This is a genomic window from Pseudomonas nunensis, from assembly GCF_024296925.1.
Taxonomy (GTDB): Bacteria; Pseudomonadota; Gammaproteobacteria; order Pseudomonadales; family Pseudomonadaceae; genus Aquipseudomonas; species Aquipseudomonas nunensis.
The window spans coordinates 5,039,795-5,061,770 of the sequence record NZ_CP101125.1; the positions used below are offsets into that span (position 1 = coordinate 5,039,795).

Here is a 21,976-nt window from a genome sequence, read left to right on the forward strand (position 1 = left end):
ACATCTATATAAGCAGGCGTTTGCGCACACTGTCGAACGCCGCGTGTTGACCATTAATTCAGGGACCCGGACATGGAACTGGTTGTAAAAAGCGTTAGCCCAGAAACGTTGAAAACCGCCACTCTGGTGGTCGCCGTCGGCGAAGGCCGCAAACTCGGTGCCGTCGCCAAACAACTCGACGAACTGAGCGGTGGCGCCATCAGCGCCGTACTGAAGCGCGGCGACCTGGCCGGCAAAGTCGGTCAGAGCCTGTTGCTGCACAGCCTGCCGAACCTCAAGGCCGACCGCGTGTTGCTGGTGGGCGTGGGCAAGGATGAAGAGCTGGGCGACCGCCCGTTCCGTAAAATCATCGCTGGTATCCTCAACACGCTCAAAGGCCTGGGCGGCAGCGATGCCGTACTGGCGCTGGACGAAGTCGTGGTCAAAGGTCGCGACAGCTACGGCAAGACCCGCCTGCTGGCCGAAACCCTGGTGGACGGCGAATACACTTTCGACCAGTTCAAGAGCCAGAAAGCCGAACCTCGCGCCCTGAAGAAAGTCACCCTGGTGACCATCAAGGCTGCACAAGCAGAAGTCGAGCGCGCCGTGGCCCACGCCACCGCAATCGCCAACGGCATGGCGTTTACCCGTGACCTGGGCAACCTGCCGCCGAACATCTGCCACCCGACGTTCCTCGGCGAACAAGCCAAGAACCTGGGCAAGGAATTCAAAAGCCTGAAAGTCGAAGTCCTCGATGAGAAGAAGATCAAGGACCTGGGCATGGGCTCGTTCTACGCCGTGGGCCAGGGCAGCGCCCAGCCACCGCGCCTGATCGTCATGCAATACAACGGCGGCAAGAAATCCGAGAAGCCGTACGCACTGGTCGGCAAGGGCATCACGTTCGACACCGGCGGCATCAGCCTGAAACCGGGCGCCGGCATGGATGAAATGAAGTACGACATGGGCGGCGCCGCCAGCGTGTTCGGCACCCTGCGTGCCGTGCTCGAACTGAAACTGCCGATCAACCTGGTGTGCATCCTGGCTTGCGCCGAGAACATGCCGAGCGGCAACGCTTCGCGCCCTGGCGACATCGTCACCACCATGAGCGGCCAGACCGTGGAAATCCTCAACACCGACGCCGAAGGCCGTCTGGTGCTGTGCGATGCCCTGACCTACTCCGAGCGCTTCAAGCCGCAGGCCGTGATCGACATCGCGACCCTGACCGGCGCTTGCGTAGTTGCTCTGGGCGCTCACACCTCCGGCCTGCTGGGCAACAACGACGAACTGATTGGCCAACTGCTGAGCGCCGGCCAATCGGCTGACGATCGCGCCTGGCAACTGCCGCTGTTCGATGAGTACCAGGAACAGCTGGACAGTCCGTTCGCCGACATCGCCAACATCGGCGGCCCGAAAGCCGGGACCATCACCGCTGCCTGCTTCCTGTCGCGCTTCACCAAGAACCTGAACTGGGCGCACCTGGACATCGCCGGCACTGCCTGGACCAGCGGCGGCAAGGACAAGGGCGCCACTGGCCGTCCGGTTCCATTGCTGACCCAATATCTGCTGGACCGCGCCAAAGCCTGAAACCGATGACCCTGGGCGGCGTTGCTTTCGGGCAACGCCGCTCATGGCTCAGGAACCGCAATGACCAAAGTCGACTTCTATATCCTGCCCAGCGCCGATCCGTCAGCGCGGCTGGACTTTGCCTGCAAGCTCACCGAAAAAGCCTGGCGCATGGGCCACCGCATCTACCTGCATTGCAGCGATGTCGCCCAGCGTGAGGACCTCGATGCGCGGCTGTGGGCGTTCAAGGGTGAAAGTTTCGTGCCCCACGGTCCCGCCGAAAGCGAACCGGATAGCTTGATTGTCCTGGGCCTGGGTGATGACTGCGGTCCGCATCAGGACCTGCTGGTCAATCTGGACCTGAAAGTCCCGGCCTTCGCCAACAAATTCGCCCGGGTGGCGGAAGTGGTGGTGGAAGATCCGACGATCCGGGCGGCTGCGCGGGAGAGTTTCCGTTTCTACCGCGAACAGGGCTATCCTCTGCAAGATCACCGTTTACAGCGACTCTGAGCATTCCGATGGACACTCCAAAACCGCCACAAAAGTCCGCGCACCTGCTGGATGACCTTGAGTCGATCCGCCAACTGCTCGGTGATGACAACCTGCAACCGCCATTGCTGACCGACACGGTCAATGAAGACGAACAAGAACAGATTCCGATGCTGTTCGAAACGGCAGGCGCCACGCCTGACGCCGTCGATCCGCCTCACGCCCCTGCCGTCCAACCGGCAGCGGCCGCCAGCAAGGGCCCCGACGCCCTGCTGCACCTGGACAGCGAACTGCGCGCCGCCGCGCAACTGATCATGCAAGACGTGATCGACGACTTCGCCCCGCACATCGAAACCGAGATCAAGCGTCGCCTTGATGCGCGGATGGAACGGTTACTCAGTCAGTACGAATAAATCCCTGTGGGAGCGGGCTTGCTCGCGAAAGCGGTATATCAGTCGACTTAAATGGTGACTGACACGCCCTCTTCGCGAGCAAGCCCGCTCCCACATTTGATGTGTGCCCGGTCTGGCCCTGCTCGCCCTCGGCCCCATGCCCCGCTATACTCGTCGGCTTTTCCTGAATTGATGCCAATAGGGTCCCGCCGCGCATGGATAAGACCTACCAGCCGCACGCCATTGAAACTTCCTGGTACAACACCTGGGAGTCCGAGAACTACTTCGCCCCGCAAGGCGCGGGCGAGTCCTACACCATCATGATCCCGCCGCCGAACGTCACCGGCAGCCTGCACATGGGTCACGGCTTCAACAACGCGATCATGGACGCCCTGATCCGTTTCCGCCGCATGCAGGGTCGCAACACCCTGTGGCAGCCGGGCACCGACCACGCCGGTATCGCCACGCAAATGCTGGTGGAACGCCAACTTGAAGCCCAGGGCCAGAGTCGTCACGACCTGGGCCGCGAGAAATTCCTCGAGAAAATCTGGGAATGGAAGGATCAGTCCGGCGGCAACATCAGCCGTCAAATCCGCCGCCTCGGCTCCTCCGTCGACTGGAGCCGCGAGCGCTTCACCATGGACGACGGCCTGTCGGAATCGGTGAAAGAAGCCTTCGTGCGCCTGCATGAAGACGGCTTGATCTACCGCGGCAAGCGCTTGGTGAACTGGGACACCAAGTTGCACACGGCGATTTCCGACCTCGAAGTGGAAAACCACGACGAGAAAGGTTTCCTGTGGAACCTGAAGTACCCGCTGGCCGACGGCGCCAAGACCGCTGAAGGCAACGATTACCTGATCGTCGCGACCACTCGCCCGGAAACCATGCTCGGCGACGCCGCCGTGGCCGTTAACCCGAACGATGAACGCTACAAAGCCCTGATCGGCAAATTCGTCGAGCTGCCGCTGGTCGGCCGCCGCATTCCGATCATCGCCGACGATTATTGCGATCCTGAATTCGGCACCGGCTGCGTGAAAATCACCCCGGCCCACGATTTCAACGACTACGAAGTCGGCAAGCGCCACAACCTGCCGCTGCTGAACATCTTCGACAAAAATGCCGCCGTATTGCCGGCCTGTCAGGTGTTCAACCTCGACGGCACGCTGAACGAAAGCATCGACGGCAAGATCCCGGCCGAATACGCCGGTCTCGACCGTTTCGAAGCACGCAAGCAAATCGTTGCTGCATTCGATGCTGCCGGCCTGCTGGTCAGCGTTGACGATCACGGCCTGAAAGTGCCGAAGGGCGATCGCTCCGGCACCATCATCGAGCCGTGGCTGACCGACCAGTGGTACGTATCGACCAAGCCATTGGCCGAGCCTGCGATTGCAGCCGTTGAAGACGGCCGTATCCAGTTCGTGCCGAAACAGTACGAAAACATGTACTTCTCGTGGATGCGCGACATCCAGGATTGGTGCATTAGCCGTCAGTTGTGGTGGGGCCACCGGATTCCGGCCTGGTACGACGAGTCGGGCAAAGTCTACGTCGGTCGCGACGAAGCCGAAGTGCGCGCCAAGCACAACCTCGGCCCGGACGTTGCGCTGCAACAGGACAACGACGTTCTCGACACCTGGTTCAGTTCGGGTCTGTGGACGTTCTCCACCCTGGGCTGGCCTGAGCAGACCGAATTCCTGAAGAAATTCCACTCCACCGACGTGCTGGTGACCGGTTTCGACATCATTTTCTTCTGGGTCGCCCGGATGATCATGCTCACCATGCATTTGGTGAAGAACGAAGACGGCACGCCGCAGGTTCCGTTCAAGACCGTGTACGTACACGGTCTGGTGCGTGATGGCCAAGGCCAGAAGATGTCCAAGTCCAAGGGCAACGTCCTGGACCCACTGGACATCATCGACGGCATCGAGCTGGAAGAATTGGTGCAGAAACGCACCTCCGGCATGATGCAGCCGAAACTGGCGAAGAAGATCGAGAAGCAGACCCGCGACGAGTTCGCCGACGGTATCGCCAGCTATGGCACCGACGCCCTGCGCTTTACCTTCTGCTCGCTGGCGTCCACCGGTCGCGACATCAAGTTCGACATGGGCCGCGTCGAAGGCTATCGCAACTTCTGCAACAAGATCTGGAACGCCGCGCGTTACGTTCTGGACAAGGGCGAAGACTGCGGCCAGAACGGCGAAGCCTACGAGCTGTCGCTGGCGGATCGCTGGATCATCTCGCAACTGCAACGCACTGAAGCCGAAGTCACCCGTCAACTCGACCAGTTCCGTTTCGACCTGGCGGCGCAAGCCTTGTACGAGTTCATCTGGAACCAGTATTGCGACTGGTACCTGGAACTGTCCAAGCCTGTGCTGTGGGACGAAAACGCGCCGGTTGAACGTCAGCGCGGCACTCGCCGCACGCTGGTTCGGGTGCTGGAAGTCGCATTGCGCCTGGCGCACCCGTTCATGCCGTTCATCACCGAAGAAATCTGGCAGCGTATCGCGCCGCTGGCCGGTATCGAAGGCAAGACGATCATGCTGCAACCTTGGCCAGTGGCCAATGAAGCGCGCATCGATCAGGGCGCCGAAGATGACATCGAGTGGCTGAAGACGCTGATGCTCGGCACGCGCAACATTCGCGCCGAGATGAACATAGGCCCAGGCAAACCGCTGAACCTGTTCCTGAAAAACGTCAGCGCCGAAGACCAGCGTCGTCTCACCGAGAACGAAGCGCTGCTGAAGAAGCTGGCGCGTCTGGAGTCGATCACCGTGTTGGCCGCTGGCCAAGAAGCACCGCTGTCCGCCACCGCGCTGGTTGGCGAGATGGAAGTGCTGGTGCCGATGGCCGGTCTGATCGATAAAGATGCCGAACTGGCTCGTCTGGACAAGGAAATCCTGCGTCTGCAGGGTGAAGTCCAGCGCGTTGGCGGCAAGCTGTCGAACGCCGGTTTCGTTGACAAGGCCCCGGCCGAAGTCATCGACAAGGAACGCGCCAAACTGGCTGAAGCTGAACAGGCTTTGGGCAAGTTGGCCGAGCAGCATGCGCGGATTGCCAGTCTGTAACGGCACATCGCAATGAAAAAGGGAGGCCAGATGGCCTCCCTTTTTTTGTGCCACTGTCCCGTCCTGTAGGAGCTGTCGAGTGAAACGAGGCTGCGATCTTTTGATTTTGTTTTTAAAAAGCAAAGTCAAAAGATCGCAGCCTCGTTTCACTCGACAGCTCCTACGGGGGATATGCGTCATCGGGGAGCTAATGTGGGACAATGCCCCCCACTTTCAGCCATACCCGAATCGATCACACCCATGAACGCCCCCCGCACACCCCGCCCTGCGCGCAAGAAGCCTGACTCCGCCACCCCGGCCAAAGCCGTGGAACCACGTCCGAAGGCCAGCCTGCACCCGCGCAACCGCCACCAGGGTCGCTACGACTTCCCGGAGCTGATCAAGAGCACGCCGGAACTGGCGAAGTTTGTGATCCTCAACCCGTACGGCAAGGAAAGCATCGACTTCGCCAGCCCCGACGCGGTGCGGGTGTTCAACCGGGCGTTGCTCAAATCGTTCTACGGCGTGGCTCACTGGGACATTCCGGCTGATTACCTCTGCCCGCCAGTTCCGGGGCGTGCCGACTACGTGCACTTCCTGGCTGACCTGCTGGCCAGCGTCAACGATGGCGAAATCCCGCGCGGCGCACCGGTCAAGGTGCTCGACATCGGCATGGGCGCCAACTGCGTTTATCCGCTAATCGGCTACAGCGACTACCGCTGGCACTTCCTCGGTTCGGAAATCGATCCGACTGCCGTGGCCGCCGCCAAAGCCATCGTCCAGTCCAACGGGCTGAACAAGGCCATCCAGTTGCGCCAGCAGAGCAACCCCAAGCACATTCTGTTGGGCCTGCTGGAGCCGGGCGAACGCTTTGACCTGACCATGTGCAACCCGCCGTTCCACGCTTCGATGGATGAAGCGACCAAGGGCAGCGAGCGTAAATGGCGCGCCTTGGGCCGTGCCGACCCGAAACGCAAACTGCCAGTGCTGAACTTTGGCGGGCAATCGGCGGAATTGTGGTGTGAAGGCGGCGAAGCTCGCTTTGTGACGCAACTGATCGCCGAGAGCGCGCACTTCCAGCACAAAGTGCTGTGGTTCAGCACCCTGGTGTCGAAAGCCTCGAACTTGCCGGCGATCCAGACTGCGCTGAAAAAGGCTGGCGTGCTGGAAAGCCAGGTCGTGGAAATGTCCCAGGGGCAGAAGCAAAGCCGCTTCGTAGCTTGGACCTTCCAGACCAAGTCAGAACAGCAAGTGTGGCGTGAACGTTGGGCTCGCAAGTAACTGATAGATACAGATCAAAAAATGTGGGAGCGGGCTTGCTCGCGAATGCAGTGTCCCAGTCAACTTAAATGGTGACTGATACACCGCTTTCGCGAGCAAGCCCGCTCCCACATTGGTTTCGAGGTGCCTGAAAGACCAAATCACAGACACAAAAAAGCCGTGCCCGGATTGCTCCGGAGCACGGCTTTTTGTTACTGCGTCTTACTTGTTAACAGCGTCGGTCAGGCCTTTGGCCACAACCAGCTTGATAACTTTCTTGGCAGCGATTTCGATGGCAGCGCCAGTCGAAGGGTTACGGCCGGTACGGGCAGGACGCTCGGTCACTTTCAGTTTGCCGATACCTGGCAGAGTGATTTCGCCGCCGTTTTCCAGCTGATCGGCAACGATTTGGCCCAGTTGGTCCAGAGCGTTACGCGCGGTGGTTTTTGGCGCGTCGATAGCTTCAGCGATGTCGGCGATCAGTTGGTCTTTAGTAAGAGCCATGTAGTGTTCCTTCCCTATCAAATTCATATGGATTGCAGAGTGCAGTGTCAGCCATCGAGCCCGATCTTCTGGATCTGGCACCCTCGGCCATAACCGCGACGAGTCGGGGTAATAGATACCGAAATCAGGGTTTGGTTCGACCTGACAAATGCTGAATGCACGCTTAACGCAGTGACTTCGCGTAAGACCGGGCAAAACTAGCACAGAGACGGGGAAATATCCGCCTCTAGCTACCCATTTGGTCAGCTTTATTGCTCTAAACCTGGAAAAAACTGCATAAGGGCCGTTCTGAACTCGGGATTTACCCTTCGAGCCGCGCCAAAACCAGTGGTTGCGGTACACTTGGCACTTTTTGGGGGAGCACGCCCTCCTCTCTTCAATCAGCCGAGAAGCCCATGCCGATCCGTCATTGCATCGTCCACCTGATCGACAAAAAACCCGACGGCACACCTGCGGTTCTTCACGCTCGCGACTCCGAACTGGCGGAGTCCACGGCCATCGAGAACATGCTCGCCGACCTCAACGAGAGCTACAACGCCAAACAAGGCAAGGCCTGGGGTTTCTTCCATGCCGAGTCCGGGGCGCATCCGTTCAGCGGCTGGCTGAAGGAATACCTCGACGGCGGCAAGGATTTCACGGCGTTCAGCCGTGTGGCGGTGGAACACCTGCAAAAGCTGATGGAAGAGTCGAATCTCTCTGTGGGCGGCCACGTGCTGTTCGCGCATTACCAGCAGGGCATGACCGATTACCTGGCCATCGCCCTCCTGCACCACAGTGAAGGGGTTGCCGTGACGGAGGAGCTGGACGTGACAGCCTCGCGCCACCTGGACCTCGGCCAGTTGCACCTCGCGGCGCGGATCAACGTGTCCGAGTGGCAGAACAACAAGCAGTCCAAGCAGTACATTTCGTTTATCAAAGGCAAGAACGGGAAAAAGGTTTCGGAGTATTTCCGCGACTTCATCGGCTGCCAGGAAGGTGTCGACGGCCCCGGCGAAACCCGCACTTTGCTCAAGGCCTTCAGCGATTTCGTTGAAAGCGAAGATTTGCCGGAAGAATCCGCCCGCGAGAAGACCAAGACCCTGGTGGATTACGCCAGCAGCCAGGCCAAACTCGGCGAGCCGATGGGCCTGGAAGAACTCTCGGAGTTGATCGACGAAGAACGCCCGAAGGCGTTCTACGATCACATCCGCAACAAGGATTACGGCCTGTCCCCGGAGATTCCGGCGGATAAGCGCACCCTCAACCAGTTCCGTCGCTTCACCGGGCGCGCCGAAGGGCTGTCCATCAGCTTTGAAGCGCACCTGCTGGGCTCGAAGATCGAATACGACGAAGAAGCCGGCACGCTGATCATCAAGGGCTTGCCGACCCAACTCACCGACCAGCTCAAGCGACGCAACTGATGCTCAACGGCATCCTGAAGAAATTCCTGCTGATCCTGCTGGTGGTCGTGGTTTACCAGAACTGGGGCAAGATCGAGCGCTACCTCCACCCGGCGCAAGTGGTGTCCGAGCAGACCCAGGCCAAGGCCAATGTCGTGCTCTACGCCACCGACTGGTGTGGCTACTGCAAGCTGACACGGCGCTTTCTCGACCAGAAAGGCATTCCGTACAAGGAATTCGATATCGAGAAGGATGCCGTGGCGCGCAAGGCCTATGAAGCGCTAGGCGGGCGTGGGATACCGTTGATCGATGTGAACGGGACGTTGATTCGCGGCTATGACCCCGACGAAATCCTTGCCGCACTGAAATAACTACTGTGGGAGCGGGCTTGCTCGCGAAAGCGGTGTGTCAGGCAACATTTATATCGACTGATACGCCGCCTTCGCGAGCAAGCCCGCTCCCACATTTGAAGATCAGCGTTTTTCGATACGGAACCCAAACCGCGGAAAGTGCACATGCACCACACCCGCACGCTCATCTTCGCGCCGCAAAATCAATTCCTCACGTCCCGCAAACACCAGCTCACCGACCACCGGATCACAGCCATAATCGGTCGCCGCAATCACCACCTGCTGGCCCGCCTCAAAGCCGTTAGGCTCGTCGAACGCTTCATCCGGCAACGCAGAGGGCGTGGCATTGCGCGACACCTCCAGTGCCTCCTCGGCCGTCATCTCGCTGAACGCGCCATGACCAAACCCCATCACCCGCCCGAACCACGCCGACACCGCCGGATACGCATCAACCAATGGCGCAGTGACAGGTGTGGCCTTGAGAAACCACAAACAATGCGCCAGTGAAAAATCGGCAATCGATGGCTCGCCGAACAGAAAATCACCCTGCTCACGCTGAAGCTGCAATTCCAGGCGTCCCATGATCGTCGGCCACTGGTGCAGCGCCTGTTCCGCCGACAACTTCCTCGCACTGCCACCGCTGAACAACCCGGCGCGATCGGCCAGGAAGGCCTTGATCGCTTCCGGCGGCAACTTGCCGAAGCGCACCGCGACTGATTCCGGCTGGAACACCAGGCTCACCGCATGTTGGAAAACCACCGAATCGACCCACGTGGCGAAGGTCGCGGCGATCATTTCCTGACCTTCCGGGAAAAACGCCGGCAAGGCTTTTTCCTGTTCCAGACGCCGGGCGATCAATGCGGTATCGCAATAAATATCGGCACCGATCTGCAACACCGGCGTCTTGCGATAGCCACCGGTCAGCGCGGTCAGGTCAGGTTTCGGCATCACCGGCGAGATCTTCACCGAGCGCCACGACAGCCCTTTGAAACCCAGCAGCAGGCGGGCCTTTTCGGCGAAGGGGGAAGTCGGGTAGTTGTGAAGAATCAGCTCTGACATGCTCGGCTCCGCCGCTCGGATAAGGAGCTGGCAGCTTAGCGCGCAATCGGCGGGCGGCCTACGGCTGCGCCTGATGGGAACTTATCAGTCAGATTGATAAGTCAGCACCAGGCATTCCTTGGCGCTTTTCTTGAGCTTCTTGATCAACCGTTCCTGGCGCAGCGCTTCGCTTTTATCGCGACAGAGTTCGGTGTAGACCAGCGCCATGGCCGGGCTGGAAAGGAAAAACCGCGCGCCCTTGCCGCTTTGGTGCTTGGCAAAGCGGCGCACCGGATCGTCGCTGATCCCGCAGTAGAGCGAACCATTGGCCGCGCGAACGAGGTAGACGAACCAGGGTTTGCTGGCAGGCATCAGTTCGACGGCAAGGACGGGAGATTCGCTCAGGGTGTTCACGTGACGATCAAGGCTTGAAAGGAAACAAGCCGCGATCTTATCAGCGACTGGCCTGGAATGCCTTCAGCCCCTTCAAGGCCTGGGCGCGAACGGCGTTGCGCACCAGCGGCGTCCAGCCCAACAACAGGCCTTTGGTGCCCAGCGCCTGACGCGACCAACGCCACAGGTCGAAGCTGTCGTGGTGCTCGCAAATCTTGCCATCGCGAAACACAAAGCGCGCCTGGATGTCGTTGACCACGGTGTTGCCGGTCTGGCTGAACAGATACGTCGCCACCCAATGGGCGCCGCCCGTACGCTCATCGCTGCGCACGTTATCGAAGGTCAGGGAAAAGTCTTTCGCACGGGTCGTGAGCATGCGCCACATGTCACCGGCATCGCGGCCGCGCAACTCACCGAACGCCGGATCACTGAACACCACATCGTCGGTGTAGCAAGCGGCCATCGCCTCGGCATCCAGCCGCTGGAAGGCCTGGTAGAAACGGGTGATCAAGGCGTTGTGGGCATCGCTCATGGGCAGGCTCCCTGCATTATCAAAATGGCTACAAAAGATTGCCTGCACGATAGTCTGCAAATACTCACAAGACCACTGGCATTCGTGGGCCGAATGCCAGCAGTGCGTAAATCAGACTTTTTCGCTGTTCACCTGAACGTACAGCGAACGCCCGGCGCCGAGGCCGGCGATGATCGCGCCGAGACCGATGATGCCGAAGATCCAGCCCAGCGCATTCCAGCCGCCGGTCAAGTCGTGGACGATGCCGACGGCAAACGGCCCCATGGACGCCAGTGTGTAACCGAAACCCTGGGCCATGCTCGACAGGTTGGCGGCCACGTGGGAATCCCGCGAGCGCAACACGATCAGGGTCAGCGCCAGACTGAACGTGCCGCCCTGCCCCAGGCCCAGCAGGATTGCCCAGCCCCACAGACCTTCGATCGGCGCGTAGAGACAGCCGAACAAGCCGCCGAGGGTCAGCAACATCACGATGACAATCGCCAGTCGCTGGTCTTTACCGCGCGTTGCAAGCCACGGCGCAGCCAACGAACTGGCCAACTGGATGATTACCGAGCCCGAAAGTACGAGACCTGCCTGGGTCGGCGTCAGTCCACGGCCGATCAGGATCGACGGCAACCAGCCGAACACGATGTAGGCCAGGGACGATTGCAGGCCCATATAAAGCGTCACTTGCCAAGCCAATGGATCGCGCAACAGGCCGCGAACCCGATAGGCGACGTTATGCGAGCCGTGTTTCTGCCCCACTTGCGGCAACCAGAAAATCGCCGCGACCACTGCCGGCACCGCCCAGAAACCCAGACCCAGCACCCAGCTCTTGTCGAAATGTTCACTCAACGGCACGGTCGCCCCCGCCGCCATCGCCGCGCCCAGGCACAGGGCCATGGTGTAGACGCCGGTCATGGTGCCGGCCTGTTTCGGGAAGTCGCGTTTGACGATGCCGGGCAGCAACACGCCAATCACACCGATGCTGGCCCCGGCCAACACACTGCCGGCAAACAGGCCGATTTCACCGAAGGAACTGCGCAGGATGATCCCGCCAGCCAACACCAGCAAAATCCCCAGCACCACGCGCTCAGCGCCAAAGCGCCGGGCCAGGAGCGGCGCCAGTGGCGCGAACAAGCCTAGGCAGAGCACCGGCAACGTGGTCAGCAAACCGGCTTCAGCCGCCGATAAACCGAGGGTCTTCGACACCTCGCTGAGCATCGGCGCCATGCTCGACAGCGCCGGACGCAGGTTCAGCGCCACCAGGATCAGCCCCAGCAGCAACAGCCATGGCCGGCGCAGAATCGGGTGACTTTGCTGGACCTGTTCGTCATCGGCCTCGGCATCGATCAGCAGCTCTTCGAGCTCCGACGTGCGCTTGGGTTGTGGGAGGTTGCTGGGATTGGCAGGCATGGAATTCTCGGTTTCAAGGTTCATTGATCAACTGCCTCGACAGGGCTTTGGCCCGTTCCGGGTCGCGTTGCTCGACGGCATCCAGCAGTTCGATATGCAGATCGAACACCTCTTGGCGTCGCGGGAAAATGTTCAGGCTCTGGCGCAATTGCGCGCCGACGATGCTGGAGAAATAGCGATACAGCTCGCTGAGGGTCGGGTTGTGCGCGGCGTCCACCAGACGGCGGTGGAACACCAGGTCGCAGGCGATGTAGCTATCGAGATCGCCATGGTAATGACTGCCGCTGACGCCCAAGGCTTCGCGCAATGCGACCAAGTCTTCATCAGTGCGGCGCAAGGCAGCCAGGCCAATGGCCTCGACTTCCAGAATGTGCCGGGTTTCCCGGGCCTGTTCATGCGTGCATTGCGACAAGGCTTTCATGGTGTCGAGCGGATCGATCACCGCCCGCAGGTAACTGCCGTCGCCCTGGCGGATCTCGATCAACCCGGAAAACGCCAACACGCGCATGGCTTCACGCACGGTGTTGCGGCTGATGCCCAGCTCGGCGGACAGCTCGGGCTCGGTGGGTAAACGCTGGCCAACGGTCCAGACGCCTCGGGTAATGCGCAGGCGCAACTGGTCCAGGGCCTGATCGACCAGGGATCGCTTAACGAGTGGAGAAATGTCTGACATAGGATTCGCCCTTTCATCCAATCATAGGATGAATTTTCTGACATGTTAGTCAGCTCCGTGTAGGACGGCAACCGCCTACCGTCAAAGCAGCAACATTCAGAGGGATTTTCGATTGGTCAAAATTACCCTTTAAGGGTAATTTCAGGGATAGGGTTTACCGCTTCTTATGGAAAAGAACACGCCCCACTACGCCTTGTCCGTCATTAAGGATGAGGTCCGCAGGCAAGGAGCCAAAGCGTTTACACACGTCGCATTGAGTTCCGGCAAGCGAATGGGATTGGCCCTGCGAGATATGGAGTCAGTCATTTGTTCGCTGGAGCGCCGGATGCTCTACAAGTCGATGACGTGCTACACCGATCACCGAAACTGGCAAGACGTCTACCACACAAACTTTCACGACATGGAGCTCTACATCAAAGTGACCTACTGCTCCAACGGAGGGCCCCCTGTGATCTCTTTCAAGGAGAAACAAGTATGAACACGCGGCAATGCATGAGTTGTGGCGCTCACGACGCAATGCAACATTTCGAAGGTCGCAGTCTCAGTGTCGACTACAAGAACGTTTCACGATGGGTGCACGATATAGCCGGCTGGGAGTGCAAGGTCTGCAGTGAAATCATTTTTGATAACGATACCGACAGCGCCGAGCGCTACTCCGACGTTGGCGACAAATTGCTCAAAGATTGTTTTCAGATCATGGGCACCGAGATGAAACGCATCCGACGCAAACTGCACCTCACGCAAAAGGAAGCGGTGAAACTGCTTTCCGGCGCTGGGCACAACGCGTTTTCACGATACGAGCGCGGCGAACTGCAACCGCCTCAAGCGTTGTTTACGCTGATGCGCTTGCTGGATCGTCATCCTCACTTGCTGGTTGAAATACAAGCGATGAACGAAGGCACTGACTTGAAACGGCTACTGGCCGCACGCTTTCCGGAACAGGAAACGGTGTTGGCGTCCTGACCCTAAACACCAGACAAAACAAACCCGGAGCTCAGTCCGGGTTTATTTCACTGCCTGACTTCGATCAATGCAAAATCTGGCTCAAGAACAACTTGGTCCGATCATTCTGCGGATTATCGAAGAAGTCGTTCGGCGCTGCCTGCTCAACAATCTCCCCTTTGTCCATGAAGATCACGCGATTCGCCACGGTACGAGCGAAGCCCATTTCGTGGGTTACGCAAAGCATGGTCATGCCGTCTTCGGCCAGGCCGATCATGGTGTCCAACACCTCTTTCACCATCTCAGGGTCGAGTGCCGAAGTCGGTTCGTCGAACAGCATGATTTTCGGTTTCATGCACAGCGCACGGGCAATCGCCACACGCTGTTGCTGACCGCCGGACAGTTGCCCCGGGAATTTATGCGCCTGCTCCGGAATGCGTACGCGTTCCAGGTAGTGCATGGCGATTTCTTCGGCCTTGCGTTTCGGCATCTTGCGCACCCACATCGGCGCCAACGTGCAGTTCTGCAGGATGGTCAGGTGCGGGAACAGGTTGAAGTGCTGGAACACCATGCCGACTTCACGGCGGATCGCTTCGATCTGCTTGAGGTCGTTGGTCAGTTCCACGCCATCGACCACGATGCGACCCTGCTGGTGTTCTTCCAGGCGATTAAGGCAACGGATGGTGGTGGATTTGCCGGAACCCGACGGGCCGCACAGGACGATACGCTCGCCCTGCTTGACGTTCAGGTTGATGTCTTTCAACACGTGGAACTGGCCGTACCACTTGTTTACACCCTGCATCTGAATAATGCCTTCAGGGCTCACAGGCTGTTTGATCGCTTCGCTCATCACTTAACTCCTAACGCTTGTGGCCAGTGTCCAGCTTACGTTCCAAATGCATGGAGTAGCGGGACATACCAAAACAGAAAATCCAGAACACCAGGGCCGCGAACACGTAGCCTTCGGTCGCCATGCCCAACCATTTCGGGTCGGCGGCGGCTTGCTTGACGCTGTTGAGCAGGTCGAACAGGCCGATGATGATCACCAGGCTGGTGTCCTTGAACAGCGCAATGAAGGTGTTGACGATGCCAGGAATCACCAGCTTCAGGGCTTGCGGCAGAATCACCAGGCCCATGCTGCGCCAGTAACCGAGGCCCATCGCTGCGGCCGCTTCGTACTGACCTTTAGGGATCGCTTGCAGACCACCGCGCACCACTTCGGCCACGTAGGCGGACTGGAACAGGATCACGCCGATCAGGGCCCGCAGCAGTTTGTCGAAGTTCATGCCTTCAGGCAGGAACAACGGCAGCATCACCGAGGACATGAACAGCACCGTGATCAACGGCACGCCGCGCCAGAATTCGATGAAGGTCACGCAGACCACCCGAATCGCCGGCATGTTGGAACGACGACCCAGCGCCAGGACGATCCCCAGCGGCAACGCACCGGCAATACCGACGGTGGCGATCACCAGGGTCAGCATCAGGCCGCCCCATTGGCTGGTCGCCACGTTGGTCATGCCGAAGATGCCGCCATGCAACAGGAAGTAGGCAATGATCGGGTAGGCCACCAGGAAGCTCAGCCCGTACACCGCTTTACGGTGGAAACGCGAGATGAACAACGGTGCCACGCCAATGACCGCCAGCCACACGGTCAGGTCCACACGCCAGCGCAGTTCCGGCGGGTAGTAGCCGTACATGAACTGGCCGAAACGCTGCTGGATGAACACCCAGCAGGCGCCTTCCTTGGTGCAGTCGGCGCGGGTGGTGCCGACCCAGTTGGCGTCCAGGATCGCCCAATGCAGCAGCGGCGGAACCACCAGGTAGATCAGGTAGAACGCGAACAGGGTCAGCAGCGTGTTGATCCAGCTGGAGAACATGTTGGCGCGCATCCATGCCACGACACCGATGCTACTGCTCGGTGGAGGCATGTCAGGCTTGAAAGTATGAGTACTCATGCGCTTTTCCTTACCGCTCGATCAGCGCAATGCGCTTGTTGTACCAGTTCATCAGCAGGGAAATGCTGATACTGATCGCCAGGTACACGCTCATGGTGATCGCAATCACCTCGATCGCCTGCCCGGTCTGGTTCAGCACCGTACCGGCAAACAACGAGACCATTTCCGGATAACCGATACCGGCCGCCAGCGAGGAGTTCTTCGCCAGGTTCAGGTATTGGCTGGTCAGTGGCGGGATGATCACGCGCAGGGCTTGCGGGATGATCACCTTGCGCAGGGTCGGACCGTTGCGCAGCCCCAGGGAGCGCGCCGCTTCGGTCTGGCCGTGGCTGACCGACTTGATGCCCGAACGCACGATCTCGGCGATAAACGCCGCGGTGTACACGGTCAGGGCCAGGGTCAACGCCAGCAGTTCCGGGATCAGTACCCAGCCACCGACAAAGTTGAAGCCTTGCAGCTTCGGCAGTTCCCAGTGCAGCGGAGCACCGAAGACCAGCGCGCACAGCGCCGGGATCACCAGGAACAGCGCCAGGCCGACCCAGAACTTGTGGAACGGTACGCCGGTCGCTTCGAAGCGTTTGTTGGCCCAGCGAGCCATCAGCACGATAGCGACGATGGCCACCACGACACTGACCACGAACGCCCAGAACCCGTCCGCCATTTGCGCGGCCGGCATGTTCAGGCCACGGCTGCTGACGAAGAAGGTGTCGCCGAAGTTATGGCTGGCACGCGGCCCAGGCATGGTCAGGAACACCGCGAAGTACCAGAACAGGATTTGCAGCAGCGGCGGAATATTACGGAAGACTTCCACGTAAACCGTCGCCAGCTTGCTGATGATCCAGTTCGGCGACAGCCGTGCCACGCCGACGATGAAGCCGAGGATGGTCGCCAGGACCACGCCGATGACAGTTACCAGCAGGGTGTTGAGCAGACCGATGACAAACACCCGGGCATACGTGTCCGATTCGGTGTAGTCGATCAGGTGTTGAGCGATGCCGAACCCGGCACTGCGATCCAGAAAACTGAAGCCGGAGGTAATGCCCCGGTGTTGCAGGTTGGTTTGCGTATTGTCGAACAGATACCAGCCCATCGCGACGACCGCGACAATCGTGATGATCTGAAATAGCCACGCACGCACTTTCGGATCGCTGAGGCTGAGCCTCTGCTTTGGTGCGCCGATTGATTTTTGCATGAAGTGCCCCGGAAATAATGGAACAGAACATCACCCGGTGGTTGGCCCACCGGGTGACAGAACCATCAGCGCACTGGTGGTGCGTATTGAATGCCGCCGTTGGTCCACAGGGCGTTCAAGCCACGGTCGATTTCCAGCGGAGTGCCTTTGCCGAGGTTTTTCTCGAAGATTTCGCCGTAGTTACCGACTTGGGAAACGATCTTGACGACCCAATCCTTAGGCAGTTTCAGATCTTTGCCGTATTCGCCGTCAGCACCCAACATACGGGCAACGTCCGGGTTCTTGGTGGACTTGGCTTCAGCCAGAACGTTTTTCGAAGAGATACCGGCTTCTTCGGTGTTCAGCAGTGCGTAGCCAACCCAGCGAACGATCGCCAGCCACTCGTCGTCGCCGTTACGTACGACTGGACCCAGTGGTTCTTTGGAGATGGTTTCTGGCAGAACCACGTAGTCTTTTGGCGAAGCCAGCTTGCTGCGTTGTGCGTACAGTTGCGATTTGTCGGAGGTCAGCACGTCGCAACGACCGGATTCCAGCGACTTGGCGCTTTCATCGGAGGTGTCGAAAGTGATCGGGGTGTATTTCAGGTTGTTGGCGCGGAAGTAGTCGGAAACGTTCAGCTCGGTGGTGGTACCGGCTTGAATGCAGATGGTTGCACCGTCCAGTTCCTTGGCACTTTTCACGCCCAGCTTGCTGTTGGCCAGGAAGCCAACGCCGTCGTAGTAAGTAATGAAGCCAGGGAATTTCAGGCCCATGCCCGCGTCACGGGAACTGGTCATGGTGGTGTTACGCGAAAGAATGTCGATTTCGCCAGACTGCAGCGCGGTGAAACGCTCCTTGGCGTTCAACTGGCTGAACTTGACCTTGGTAGCGTCGCCGAACACAGCGGCTGCCACAGCGCGGCAGACGTCAGCGTCGATCCCGAGGATCTTGCCGGTGGAGTCCGGAACCGAGAAACCCGGCAGACCGTCACTCACGCCGCACTGAATGAAACCTTTTTTCTGCACTGCATCCAGGGTTGCACCCGCCTGAGCGAACCCACTGACACCGAGCACTGCGGCTGCAGTCACGATAGCCAGGGTGGATTTCAACATTTTCATTCAAACCTCCAGTTTTGCTCTTGTTGTGTCGGAGCGAGAGTCCCGTCGCACCCTTTTGAGGCGTTGTTGACCCGTGTTGGCTTTTTTTGGGGTCAACCGACGTAGGACCTTAGCTATGAGTCTAGTAGGAGAAAATCCACATCATGGACAACTCACTTCTCACCAATCGGCCGAACGGGCTGTAGCCCTTTCACGTTCGCTAAGCCCGTAACGGCCACTGGCGAACATCCATCACCGGATTCTTTGCTATCCCGTCGTCAGCAGTACACTGATAGTGTTACCGCCAGGCGCGAGATTGGTTGCACAGGTTTCCCCATAGCAAAGCCCGTACCACGTCGCCCGCTAAAGCGATTCAGCGACAGGTCAATAGCAAAACTTGTAGCCTTGCGACATCTTCTTAACTGATCAACCTGACGCGCACTCGGATCACGCACTCAATGAGAGCGCACGCACAAAATTGGAGCAGACATGACCCAGCCCTTGATTCTTCAGCCCGGCAAGCCCGTAGACGCCTGCGTTATCTGGCTGCACGGCCTGGGCGCCGATCGCTATGACTTTCTGCCGGTGGCCGAAGCGCTACAGGAAACCCTGCTGACCACCCGCTTCGTCCTGCCCCAGGCGCCGACCCGCGCGGTCACCATTAATGGTGGCTACGAGATGCCGAGCTGGTACGACATATTGGCCATGAACCCGGCACGCGCCATCAGCCGCGAGCAGCTGGACGAGTCGGCGAACATGGTGATCGAGCTGATCGAAGAGCAGAAGGCCAGCGGAATAGACGCCTCGCGCATCTTTCTCGCCGGTTTTTCCCAAGGTGGCGCAGTGGTCTTACACAGCGCTTTCCTGAAATGGCAGGGAGCGCTGGGCGGGGTACTTGCCCTGTCTACTTATGCACCGACGTTCAGCGATGAACTGGAGCTTTGCGCCAGCCAGCAGCGCATTCCTGTGCTATGCCTGCACGGCCAGTACGATGACGTTGTGCAAAACGCCATGGGTCGTAGCGCTTATGAGCATTTAAAGCAGCGTGGTGTCACCGTGACATGGCAGGAATACCCAATGGGCCACGAAGTGTTACCCGAGGAAATTCGCGATATTGGCACCTGGCTCGCAGAGCGCTTGCGTTAATACCTATCCTTTGATCATCCCGCTACGCCGCGCCTGATTCTTGCATTACACTGGCCGGCGTACATTCCTTAACCAATTGATGAGATGACCGTGCTCAAAGCACTCAAAAAAATGTTCGGTAAAAGCGAGACTGAGCAGCTCGCGCCAGTCGCCAGCGCTCCGTCTCACACCCCCAGCCACCGCACCGACGGTCGTCAGCCTGGCCGGACCGCAGCCGCAGCGGCACCGAAACAAGAGCCCGTGACCACACCGGCCGCCCTACCTGTCGAGCCAATCGCTGCCGAGCAACCGCTCAGCGAAGCGCCGAAACCTGCAAAACCGCGTCGCGAACCGAAGCCAAAGGCGCCGGTTATTCCCTGGAAGCTCGAAGATTTCGCCGTCGAGCCGCTGGAAGGCAAAACCCGTTTCCACGATTTCAAGCTTGCCCCTGAACTGATGCACGCCATCCAGGACCTGGGCTTTCCGTACTGCACGCCGATCCAGGCGCAAGTCCTCGGTTTCACCCTGGCCGGCAAAGACGCCATCGGTCGTGCCCAGACCGGCACCGGCAAAACCGCCGCGTTCCTGATTTCGATCATCACCCAGTTGCTGGAAACCCCGCCGCCCAAGGAACGCTACATGGGTGAACCGCGGGCGCTGATCATCGCGCCGACCCGCGAACTGGTAGTGCAGATCGCCAAGGACGCCGCCGACCTGACCAAGTACACCGGCCTCAATGTCATGACATTTGTCGGCGGCATGGACTTCGACAAGCAGCTCAAGCACCTCGAAGCCCGTCACTGCGACATCCTCGTCGCCACCCCGGGCCGACTGCTGGACTTCAACCAGCGCGGCGACGTGCACCTGGACATGGTCGAAGTCATGGTCCTGGACGAAGCCGACCGCATGCTCGACATGGGTTTCATCCCACAAGTGCGTCAGATCATTCGCCAGACCCCGCCGAAGAACGAGCGTCAGACGCTGCTGTTCTCCGCGACTTTCACCGAAGACGTGATGAACCTCGCCAAGCAATGGACCACCGACCCGTCGATCGTCGAGATCGAGTCGCAGAACGTGGCCAGCGAAAACGTCGAGCAACACATCTACGCCGTGGCCGGTGCCGACAAATACAAGCTGCTCTACAACCTGGTCACCGACAATGGTTGGGAGCGGGTGATGGTCTTCGCCAACCGCAAGGATGAAGTGCGCCGCATCGAAGAACGCCTGGTGCGCGATGGCGTCAACGCCGCGCAACTGTCCGGCGACGTGCCGCAGCACAAGCGTATCAAGACCCTGGAAGGTTTCCGCGAAGGCAAGATCCGCGTGCTGGTGGCTACCGATGTTGCCGGTCGTGGTATCCACATCGACGGCATCAGCCACGTGATCAACTTCACCCTGCCGGAAGTGCCGGACGACTACGTGCACCGCATCGGTCGTACCGGTCGCGCGGGCGCCGATGGCGTGTCCATCAGCTTCGCCGGTGAAGACGATTCCTACCAGCTACCGTCTATCGAGGCGCTGCTGGGTCGCAAAATCAGTTGTGAAACGCCACCGACGCATCTACTGCGGGCGGTTGAGCGCAAGCGCCCTTAACTCAGGCGCATCAAAAAGAGGCGCAGCCGGCAACGGACTGCGCTTTTTTTACGTCTGGAGATTGCTCAAGACAACTAAATGTCCATAATAGACAAATTAGTTTACTTTCAGCGCCCGGAGCCGAACATGTCCAGTACGCCTTACGTGATCAATCAACTTCAGGCCCGCGAGTTGCTGGCACAGGTCGATGTACCGCAGATCCTGCGCAAGCTGTTCCGAGACCTGGCCGCCGGGCAAGCGGTACAACCGGCGCAGCAACTGGTGGAGTTCCCTCAGGGCGCTGGCGACTTCATCAACTACTTGGGTGTGCTGGCTGAGGACGGCGTGTATGGGGTCAAGACTTCGCCTTATATCGTGCGCGAGCAAGGTCCGCTGGTGACGGCGTGGACGCTGTTGATGTCGATGCAAACCGGCCAGCCGTTGTTGCTCTGTGATGCCGGCGAGCTGACCACCGCCCGCACCGCCGCGACCACCGCTGTGGCGGTCGATGCCCTCGCCCCGTTGAACGCCCGGCGCCTGGCGATTATTGGCAGCGGCAAAGTGGCCCAAGCGCACTTGCACTACGTCAAGAATCTGCGGGAGTGGCAGAGCATCAGCCTGTACTCGCCAAGCCTGAGCGAACTGGCCCCCGAAGCGTTGGCCCAACTCACAAGCCTCGACTCACGCCTGACCCTCGTCGACAGTCGCGAAGCGGCGATTCAGGACGCGGACGTGATCATGCTCTGCACCTCGTCCGCAGGGCCTGTGATTGATCCAGCGACGCTGACCAAACCGGCACTCATTACCTCGATCAGCACCAACGCGCCACGGGCCCACGAAGTACCGCCCCAGAGCCTCAACGACATGCAGGTGTTCTGCGACTATCGTCAGACCACCCCGGGCTCGGCAGGTGAAATGCTGATCGCTGTCGAACAACATGGCTGGGACAAGGACGCCATTGTTGGCGACCTGCCCGATCTGCTCAGCGAAAAAGTGCAACGTCCCGGTTATGACCGCCACGTATTCTTCCGCTCTATTGGCCTGGGCCTGGAAGACATTGCGCTGGCGAATGCCCTCTATCGCCTACAGCCCTGACACCACAATTCCCATGTGGGAGCGGGCT

General features: G+C 59.4%; 22 protein-coding genes. 12 read left to right on the forward strand and 10 right to left on the reverse strand.

Annotated features, from left to right (window positions below; translation table 11 throughout):
- The first annotated feature begins 72 nt into the window (after positions 1–72).
- The 5 genes from NK667_RS22180 to rlmF all read left to right on the forward strand — a co-directional run bounded on the left by NK667_RS22180 (position 73) and on the right by rlmF (position 6,745).
- Positions 73–1,563, forward strand: coding sequence for a leucyl aminopeptidase (locus tag NK667_RS22180; protein WP_054054790.1), 1,491 nt, complete (start codon positions 73–75; stop codon positions 1,561–1,563).
- Positions 1,564–1,623: 60 nt separating this feature from the next.
- A complete protein-coding gene (locus NK667_RS22185; protein WP_054054792.1) occupies positions 1,624–2,052 on the forward strand; it encodes a DNA polymerase III subunit chi in 429 nt (142 codons plus the stop codon).
- A gap of 8 nt (positions 2,053–2,060) precedes the next feature.
- Positions 2,061–2,444 (forward strand): hypothetical protein, encoded by a 384-nt coding sequence (locus tag NK667_RS22190; protein WP_054616058.1) that lies wholly within the window; start codon positions 2,061–2,063, stop codon positions 2,442–2,444.
- Between the two features lie 194 nt (positions 2,445–2,638).
- Positions 2,639–5,485 (forward strand): valine--tRNA ligase, encoded by a 2,847-nt coding sequence (locus NK667_RS22195; RefSeq protein ID WP_054616059.1) that lies wholly within the window; start codon positions 2,639–2,641, stop codon positions 5,483–5,485.
- A 240-nt stretch (positions 5,486–5,725) separates the two neighbouring features.
- Positions 5,726–6,745 carry a 23S rRNA (adenine(1618)-N(6))-methyltransferase RlmF gene (gene rlmF / locus NK667_RS22200; RefSeq protein WP_054049668.1) on the forward strand — a complete coding sequence of 340 codons (1,020 nt, stop codon included), beginning with the start codon at positions 5,726–5,728 and terminating at the stop codon, positions 6,743–6,745.
- Positions 6,746–6,946: 201 nt separating this feature from the next.
- On the opposite strand, the gene NK667_RS22205 is transcribed toward rlmF, so the two are convergent.
- The gene (locus NK667_RS22205; RefSeq protein ID WP_007905514.1) at positions 6,947–7,228 is read right to left on the reverse strand and encodes an HU family DNA-binding protein; all 282 of its coding nucleotides are present in this window, start codon (positions 7,226–7,228) and stop codon (positions 6,947–6,949) included.
- Between the two features lie 395 nt (positions 7,229–7,623).
- Here NK667_RS22205 and yejK point away from each other — a divergent pair, with 395 nt between their 5' ends.
- Both yejK and NK667_RS22215 read left to right on the forward strand, forming a co-directional pair.
- Complete coding sequence (gene yejK / locus NK667_RS22210; RefSeq protein WP_054049670.1) at positions 7,624–8,628, forward strand: nucleoid-associated protein YejK; 1,005 nt, start codon at positions 7,624–7,626, stop codon at positions 8,626–8,628.
- A complete protein-coding gene (locus NK667_RS22215) occupies positions 8,628–8,978 on the forward strand; it encodes a glutaredoxin family protein (protein ID WP_054616060.1) in 351 nt (116 codons plus the stop codon). The genes yejK and NK667_RS22215 overlap by 1 nt, the downstream gene beginning before the upstream one ends.
- Before the next feature lie 102 nt (positions 8,979–9,080).
- Here NK667_RS22215 and NK667_RS22220 read toward each other — a convergent pair whose 3' ends face one another.
- The 5 genes from NK667_RS22220 to NK667_RS22240 all read right to left on the reverse strand — a co-directional run bounded on the left by NK667_RS22220 (position 9,081) and on the right by NK667_RS22240 (position 12,988).
- A complete protein-coding gene (locus NK667_RS22220) occupies positions 9,081–10,016 on the reverse strand; it encodes a glutathione S-transferase family protein (protein WP_054616061.1) in 936 nt (311 codons plus the stop codon).
- Positions 10,017–10,100: 84 nt separating this feature from the next.
- Positions 10,101–10,409 (reverse strand): GIY-YIG nuclease family protein, encoded by a 309-nt coding sequence (locus NK667_RS22225; RefSeq protein ID WP_054616062.1) that lies wholly within the window; start codon positions 10,407–10,409, stop codon positions 10,101–10,103.
- Positions 10,410–10,449: 40 nt separating this feature from the next.
- On the reverse strand, positions 10,450–10,920 hold the full coding sequence (locus NK667_RS22230; protein WP_054616063.1) for a nuclear transport factor 2 family protein: 471 nt from the start codon (positions 10,918–10,920) through the stop codon (positions 10,450–10,452).
- A 111-nt stretch (positions 10,921–11,031) separates the two neighbouring features.
- Positions 11,032–12,339: a CynX/NimT family MFS transporter gene (locus NK667_RS22235; protein ID WP_054616064.1), complete on the reverse strand. Its 1,308-nt coding sequence runs from the start codon at positions 12,337–12,339 to the stop codon at positions 11,032–11,034.
- Entirely contained in the window at positions 12,329–12,988 is a 660-nt protein-coding gene (locus tag NK667_RS22240) for a FadR/GntR family transcriptional regulator (protein WP_054616065.1), read from the reverse strand. The genes NK667_RS22235 and NK667_RS22240 overlap by 11 nt, the downstream gene beginning before the upstream one ends.
- A 166-nt stretch (positions 12,989–13,154) precedes the next feature.
- On the opposite strand from NK667_RS22240, the gene NK667_RS22245 reads away from it, so the two are divergent.
- Both NK667_RS22245 and NK667_RS22250 read left to right on the forward strand, forming a co-directional pair.
- Positions 13,155–13,466 (forward strand): type II toxin-antitoxin system MqsR family toxin, encoded by a 312-nt coding sequence (locus NK667_RS22245; protein ID WP_054049683.1) that lies wholly within the window; start codon positions 13,155–13,157, stop codon positions 13,464–13,466.
- On the forward strand, positions 13,463–13,951 hold the full coding sequence (locus NK667_RS22250; protein WP_054616066.1) for a type II toxin-antitoxin system MqsA family antitoxin: 489 nt from the start codon (positions 13,463–13,465) through the stop codon (positions 13,949–13,951). Before NK667_RS22245 ends, NK667_RS22250 begins: the two co-directional genes overlap by 4 nt.
- 64 nt (positions 13,952–14,015) lie before the next feature.
- Here NK667_RS22250 and NK667_RS22255 read toward each other — a convergent pair whose 3' ends face one another.
- The 4 genes from NK667_RS22255 to NK667_RS22270 form a co-directional block, all read right to left on the reverse strand.
- Positions 14,016–14,780, reverse strand: coding sequence for an amino acid ABC transporter ATP-binding protein (locus NK667_RS22255; RefSeq protein ID WP_003171943.1), 765 nt, complete (start codon positions 14,778–14,780; stop codon positions 14,016–14,018).
- Positions 14,781–14,790: 10 nt separating this feature from the next.
- Positions 14,791–15,888 (reverse strand): amino acid ABC transporter permease, encoded by a 1,098-nt coding sequence (locus tag NK667_RS22260; RefSeq protein ID WP_054616067.1) that lies wholly within the window; start codon positions 15,886–15,888, stop codon positions 14,791–14,793.
- 10 nt (positions 15,889–15,898) lie between these two features.
- Complete coding sequence (locus NK667_RS22265) at positions 15,899–17,080, reverse strand: amino acid ABC transporter permease (protein ID WP_054049690.1); 1,182 nt, start codon at positions 17,078–17,080, stop codon at positions 15,899–15,901.
- Between the two features lie 65 nt (positions 17,081–17,145).
- Positions 17,146–18,177: an amino acid ABC transporter substrate-binding protein gene (locus NK667_RS22270; RefSeq protein WP_054049693.1), complete on the reverse strand. Its 1,032-nt coding sequence runs from the start codon at positions 18,175–18,177 to the stop codon at positions 17,146–17,148.
- A gap of 468 nt (positions 18,178–18,645) precedes the next feature.
- Between NK667_RS22270 and NK667_RS22275 the strand changes: the two genes are divergently transcribed.
- The 3 genes from NK667_RS22275 (at position 18,646) to NK667_RS22285 (ending at position 21,948) form a co-directional block, all read left to right on the forward strand.
- Positions 18,646–19,302: an alpha/beta hydrolase gene (locus NK667_RS22275; protein WP_054049695.1), complete on the forward strand. Its 657-nt coding sequence runs from the start codon at positions 18,646–18,648 to the stop codon at positions 19,300–19,302.
- Positions 19,303–19,386: 84 nt separating this feature from the next.
- On the forward strand, positions 19,387–20,874 hold the full coding sequence (gene rhlB, locus NK667_RS22280; RefSeq protein WP_054049698.1) for an ATP-dependent RNA helicase RhlB: 1,488 nt from the start codon (positions 19,387–19,389) through the stop codon (positions 20,872–20,874).
- A 126-nt stretch (positions 20,875–21,000) separates the two neighbouring features.
- The gene (locus NK667_RS22285) at positions 21,001–21,948 is read left to right on the forward strand and encodes an ornithine cyclodeaminase family protein (protein ID WP_054616068.1); all 948 of its coding nucleotides are present in this window, start codon (positions 21,001–21,003) and stop codon (positions 21,946–21,948) included.
- Positions 21,949–21,976 lie beyond the last annotated feature (28 nt).